The organism is Humidesulfovibrio sp. (assembly GCF_035560995.1).
Classification (GTDB): Bacteria; Desulfobacterota; Desulfovibrionia; order Desulfovibrionales; family Desulfovibrionaceae; genus Humidesulfovibrio.
The window spans coordinates 1-5250 of record NZ_DATMYK010000062.1 but is presented as its reverse complement, the minus strand read 5'-3'; the positions used below and the strand labels follow the sequence as shown (position 1 = coordinate 5250).

Sequence of the window (5250 nt, the reverse complement as noted above, 5' to 3'; positions counted from 1 at the left end):
CCTCTTAATCAAGGAGCGCAGAGCATGAAGACCGCCGTTGTCGGCGCGGGAAGCTGGGGCACCACCCTGGCCGACCTTTTGGCCAAGAAGGGCGTGCCCACCACCTTGTGGGTGCGCGAGCCGGAGCTTCTGGCCGAGATGAAGGAAAAGGGCCGCAACACCTGGTTCCTGCCCGATCTTGAGCTTTCCCCGGCGCTCCAGCTGCATTCGAACCCCGCCCGGGCCTTTGCCGGGGCCAAGGTGTTCCTGCTGGTGGTGCCCAGCCAGTTCATGCGCGCCAGCCTGGAAAGCTTCCGCGACATTCTGCCCAAGAAGCCCATCATGGTCTGCGCCAGCAAGGGCATCGAAAACGGCACGCTTGCACCCATGTCGCAGGTGGTGGCCGAGGCGCTTGAGGCTCTCGCCCCCCGCTACGCCGCCCTTTCCGGCCCCAGCTTCGCCAAGGAAGTGAGCCTGGGCATGCCGACCACGGTGAGCCTGGGCTGCGCGGACAAGAAGCTTGGACGCGAGCTGCAGGGACTTTTCTCCACCGACAGCTTCCGCGTGTACACCAACGAGGACTTCCTGGGCGTGGAGCTTGGCGGAGCGCTCAAAAACGTCATGGCCATCGGCGCGGGCATCGCGGACGGGCTGGGCTTCGGCCATGATGCGCGCGCGGCGCTCATCACGCGCGGCCTGGCGGAAATGAGCCGCCTGGGCAAGGTCATGGGCGCCAAGCCCAAGACCTTCAACGGGCTTTCTGGCATGGGCGACCTGGTGCTCACCTGCACGGGCGACCTTTCGCGCAACCGCACGGTGGGCATGAAGCTGGGCCGCGGGCAGAAATTGTCCGACATCCTGGCCGAGACCAAGACCGTGGCCGAAGGCGTGCGCACCACGCAGAGCGTGTACCAGCTGGCGCACAAGCTTGGCGTGGAGCTGCCCCTGACCGAGCAGGTGTACCGCATTCTGTACGAGGACAAGGACCCGGCCCAGGCCGTGCGCGACCTGATGACGCGCGAGCTCAAGAGCGAATAGCGGCCTTTTTGCACAGCCACTGGGAGCCCCGGTTTGGGGCTCCTTTTTTTTGCGCGCAAGATCAGGCAAGTCGATAGCGTATTATAGAATATTACAATTATTACGTATTGTTCGGCAAGGAGATATTGTTGACTAGGTCTGAATTTGAACATACTTATTCAGCAGCGTTCCCCCAGCGCGAAAATAAGTACCTGCCTTGTTGCTGGTGCTGCTGGGTGACTATTCTCCAGCAGTAGACACAGCGCGAGGCCATTTTGCCCCTACAGAACGACACAGCAGACGCCAATCCGCCGAGGCGCTTGATGCATCTCAGCGCCAGAGTGCTGTTTGTGTTTATTCTTTTCAGCCTCTCCGCCTGCGCCGATGCGGAACGCCCGCTCTACAAGCCGCAATACACCGCCAATCGGCCGTCCGGGTCCACACAGTTCATTTTCGCTCCGCATCCGCTTATGACCCCGCAAAAACTGGCGGAAGTGTACGGCGCCCTCGTGGACCAGCTGAACCAGCGCCTGGCGCGCGACCGCATCACCCTGAAGTTGGAAGCCTCCAGCAGCTACGCCGCCTTCAATGAAAAGCTGCGCGGGCGCAAGGTGCATTTCGCCCTGCCGAACCCCTACCAGACCGTGCTGGCCCAAGACTACGGCTACAAGATCTTCGGCAAGGCGGACCGCGACGAGGACTTCCGGGGCATCATCCTTGCGCGCCGCGACTTCCCCCTCGTCTCGCCCCTGGGGCTGAAGGGGGCCACAGTGGCCTTCCCCGCGCCCACGGCCCTGGCAGCCACCATGATGCCGGAACTCTTCCTCAAGGAGAACGGCCTGGACCCCAGGAGCGACATCATTCAGCTCTTCACCGGCACGCACGACTCCGCCCTCATAAGCGCGTGCCTGGGCAGCGCCGCCGCCGTCTGCACCTGGCCCAGGGCTTGGGACATGTTCCAGAAGGAGCACCCGCAGGAAGCCCGCCTGCTGGCTGTGCGCTGGCGCACGGCAAGCCTGCCCGACAACGGCCTGATTGCGCTTAACAGCGTGCCCGAACACGTGCGCAGCAAGGTGGCCCAGGCCTTCTTCCAATTGCACGAAAGCCCGGAAGGCAGACGCATCGCGCTGCTCTCCGGCACTCCGCGCTATATCCCGGCGGACAACGCCACGTACGCGCCGGTGCATGCCTTCATCGCCCGCTACAACGCCAGCGTACGCCCTTTGAAGGGACTCGATGAGTAACCCGGCCACGCTCCTGAGCGCCTTCTGGAACCACTCCGTGCGCCGCCAGCTCATCCTGGGCGTGGCTCTGGTGCATGCCGCGCTCATGAGCATCTTTGTCGTCGACGTGGTGGAGCGCCAGCGCGACTTTCTGCACCGCGAGGCCCTGGCCAGGGCCGAAAGCCTCTCGCGCAACCTCGCCGCCGCCAGCGTTTCCTCGGTGCTGGCAAACGACCTCATGGGACTGGAGGAGGTCACCCGCTCTCTCGGCAGCGCCCCGGACATGGAATACGCCTGCGTTCTGGACCCTGCGGGCCGCGTGCTGAGCCACAGCGATTCCCGCCAGATGGGCCTCTACGTGGACGACCCCATAAGCCTTTCCCTGCTGGAGCGCAGACCCGAACCGCAGCGCCTGGTGCTGACCAGCCAGCAGATTGACGTGGCCGCGCCCATCGTCACCGGTTCGCGCCTGCTGGGCTGGGCGCGCATCGGGCTCAACCAGTCGGCCCAGCGCGAGAACCTGAGGCTGGTGACCAAGGAGGGCCTGTCCTACACTTTCCTGGCCATCATCGTGGGCGGGGTCATGGCCCTGTACATCGCTCGTCGGCTCACCTCCGGCCTGGAGGAGCTGGTGGCGGCGGTGGACGCCGTGCGCGCGGGCGACCGCAGCGTGCGGGCCGACGAAGACCGCGTGGACGAAGTGGGCAGACTGGGCGCAGGCTTCAACGCCATGCTGGAGGCCGTGCGCACGGGCGAGGAAAAGTTCCGCACCGTGGCCGACTTCACCTACGATTGGGAGTACTGGCGCGCCCCGGACGGCACCCTGGTCTGGATGTCGCCCTCGTGCGAGCTGTTCACCGGCTATACGGCGGAGGCGTTCCTGAAGGACCCCGACCTGCTGCGGCGCCTGGTGCACCAGGATGACAGGGCCCTGTACGACGCCCACATGCATGAGGTGGAGGGCGGCAGCATAGAGCCGGGCGAGCTGGATTTCCGCGTCGTGCACCGCTCCGGGCACATCGTCTGGATCGACCACCACTGCCAGGACATTGCCCGGCCCGACGGCACCCTGCTGGGCAGGCGCGTCAGCAACCGCGACATCACCCTGCGCAAGCAGGCCGAGGAAGGACTGCGCCGCTGGGCCCAGGTGTTCGAGAACGCCGCCTGGGGCATCGTGGTCTGCTCGCCCCACAGCAGGAAGCTGGAGGCATTGAACCCCGCCTTCGCCCAGATGCACGGCTACACCGTGGCCGAACTCACCGGCATGCCCCTGGCCAGCGTGTACCCGGAGGACACCGTGCACATGGCCGAGGAGAACCTGAACTTCTCCCACCAGACAGGGCACCACACCTTCGAGGCCGACCATCTGCGCAAGGACGGCAGCCGCTTCCCCGCCCAGATGGACGTGACGGCCGTGAAGGACCAGCACGGCGAAGTGCAGTACCGCGTAGTCAACGTGCAGGACATCACCGAGCGCCGCCGCGCCCAGGACGAGATCATCCGCGCCAAGGAGGCGGCCGAGGCCGCCAATTCCGCCAAGAGCGACTTCCTGGCCATCATGAGCCACGAACTGCGCACCCCGCTGAACGGCATCAAGGGCATGCTGCAGATCCTGCGCGACAACAACCTGAATCGCAAGGAACAGGGGCTGTTCATCGGCCATGCCCTGGACGCCGCCGGAAATCTCGCCCTGATCCTGAACGACGTGCTGGATGTGAGCCGCATCGAGGCGGGGAAGATGGAAGTGCTGTGCGAGCCCTTCACCATTGAGGACGTGACCGGCCCGGTGTGCGAGACCATGCTCATGGAAGCGCGCTGCAAAGGCTTGAGCCTTGACTGCGCGCTGGATCCGACCCTGCCCGAGACCCTGCGCGGCGACGCCGGGCGCATCCGCCAGATGCTGCTGAACCTCATGGGCAATGCGGTGAAGTTCACCAACGAAGGCCAGGTGCGGCTTGAGGTCTACCCCCTGCCGCCCACGCCGGCCCAGGCGGCGGAAGGGCTCGTGCCCATTCATTTCGTGGTTGGCGATACCGGCATCGGCATTGCCGACCAGCACCTGAAGCACATCTTCGAGCCCTTCACCCAGGTGGAGTCGCCCTACACGCGCACCCACGGCGGCCTGGGCCTGGGGCTGGCCATAGTGAAGCGTCTGGCAGCGCTGCTCAAGGGCGGCATGGAGGTCTACAGCGAACCCGGCCAGGGCACGCAGATCCACCTGACCCTGCCTCTGCTGGGGATGGGCGGGCGCTGCGAGGAACCGCAACTGTTCCGCGACAGCGAGTTCATGCGCAGCGTCGTCAAGCAGGCCCAGGCCGCCATAGCGCCCCTGCAGGTGCTGGTTGTGGAGGATGACCTGCTGAACCGGCTCACCGCCCTCAAGTATCTGGAGCATCTTGGGCACACGGCCCAAGCCGCGGCCAGCGGGGCGGCCGCCCTGGAGGCCATGGCCGAGCGGCATTTCGACGTGGTGCTCATGGACATCCAGATGCCCGGCATGGACGGGGTGGAGGCCACCCGGCGCATCCGCCAGGCGGACGGCAAATCCTTCGATCCGCGCACTCCGGTCATCGCCGTCACCGCCCACGCCATGCGCGGCGACCGCAAGCGCTTCCTCGACGCTGGCATGGACGACTACCTGTCCAAGCCCTACCATGTGGAAGCCCTGGAAGCGGCTTTGCGCCGCGTCATGGCCCGCTAGTGGACCGCTCGCGCCCCCCCTTGCGCTCTGACGCTTCCCCCCAGCGCAGATTTTGCGCTGCCCCGGCCAGCACGAACAAATAACACCTGTCATTCCGGTGTGCTGCATTATGGCACAACGTATGCTATACTATGGCTGTCCGGGCGGAAGACCCACCGCAGCCGGCGCGAGAACTGCACCAACACACCCGCGCTCCGAAACGCGGGAGCACAAGGAGACTGATCATGCACCGCAGAGCCCTGAAGATCCTGCTCGCCACCGTGCTCTGCCTGGGCTGCTTCGCCGCCCCGGCCCTGGCGCAGCTGTCCATCAGCATCAACATTTCCGATG

3 protein-coding genes are annotated in these 5250 nt (G+C 65.4%); all 3 read left to right on the top strand.

Annotated elements, in window-relative coordinates; translation table 11 throughout:
- Positions 1-24: 24 nt before the first annotated feature.
- The 3 genes from VN419_RS02270 (at position 25) to VN419_RS02260 (ending at position 4920) form a co-directional block, all read left to right on the top strand.
- The gene (locus tag VN419_RS02270) at positions 25-1017 is read left to right on the top strand and encodes an NAD(P)H-dependent glycerol-3-phosphate dehydrogenase (RefSeq protein WP_325644006.1); all 993 of its coding nucleotides are present in this window, start codon (positions 25-27) and stop codon (positions 1015-1017) included.
- Positions 1018-1346: 329 nt separating this feature from the next.
- Positions 1347-2240, top strand: coding sequence for a phosphate/phosphite/phosphonate ABC transporter substrate-binding protein (locus VN419_RS02265; protein WP_325644004.1), 894 nt, complete (start codon positions 1347-1349; stop codon positions 2238-2240).
- Positions 2233-4920: a response regulator gene (locus VN419_RS02260; RefSeq protein WP_325644002.1), complete on the top strand. Its 2688-nt coding sequence runs from the start codon at positions 2233-2235 to the stop codon at positions 4918-4920. Before VN419_RS02265 ends, VN419_RS02260 begins: the two co-directional genes overlap by 8 nt.
- The last annotated feature ends 330 nt before the right edge of the window (positions 4921-5250 follow it).

What these genes read in the sequence shown, in the direction of transcription:
- VN419_RS02270 (WP_325644006.1), top strand. Translation starts at nt 25, where the DNA reads ATGAAGACCGCCGTTGTCGGCGCGGGAAGCTGGGGCACCACCCTGGCC.
- VN419_RS02260 (WP_325644002.1), top strand. Translation starts at nt 2,233, where the DNA reads ATGAGTAACCCGGCCACGCTCCTGAGCGCCTTCTGGAACCACTCCGTG.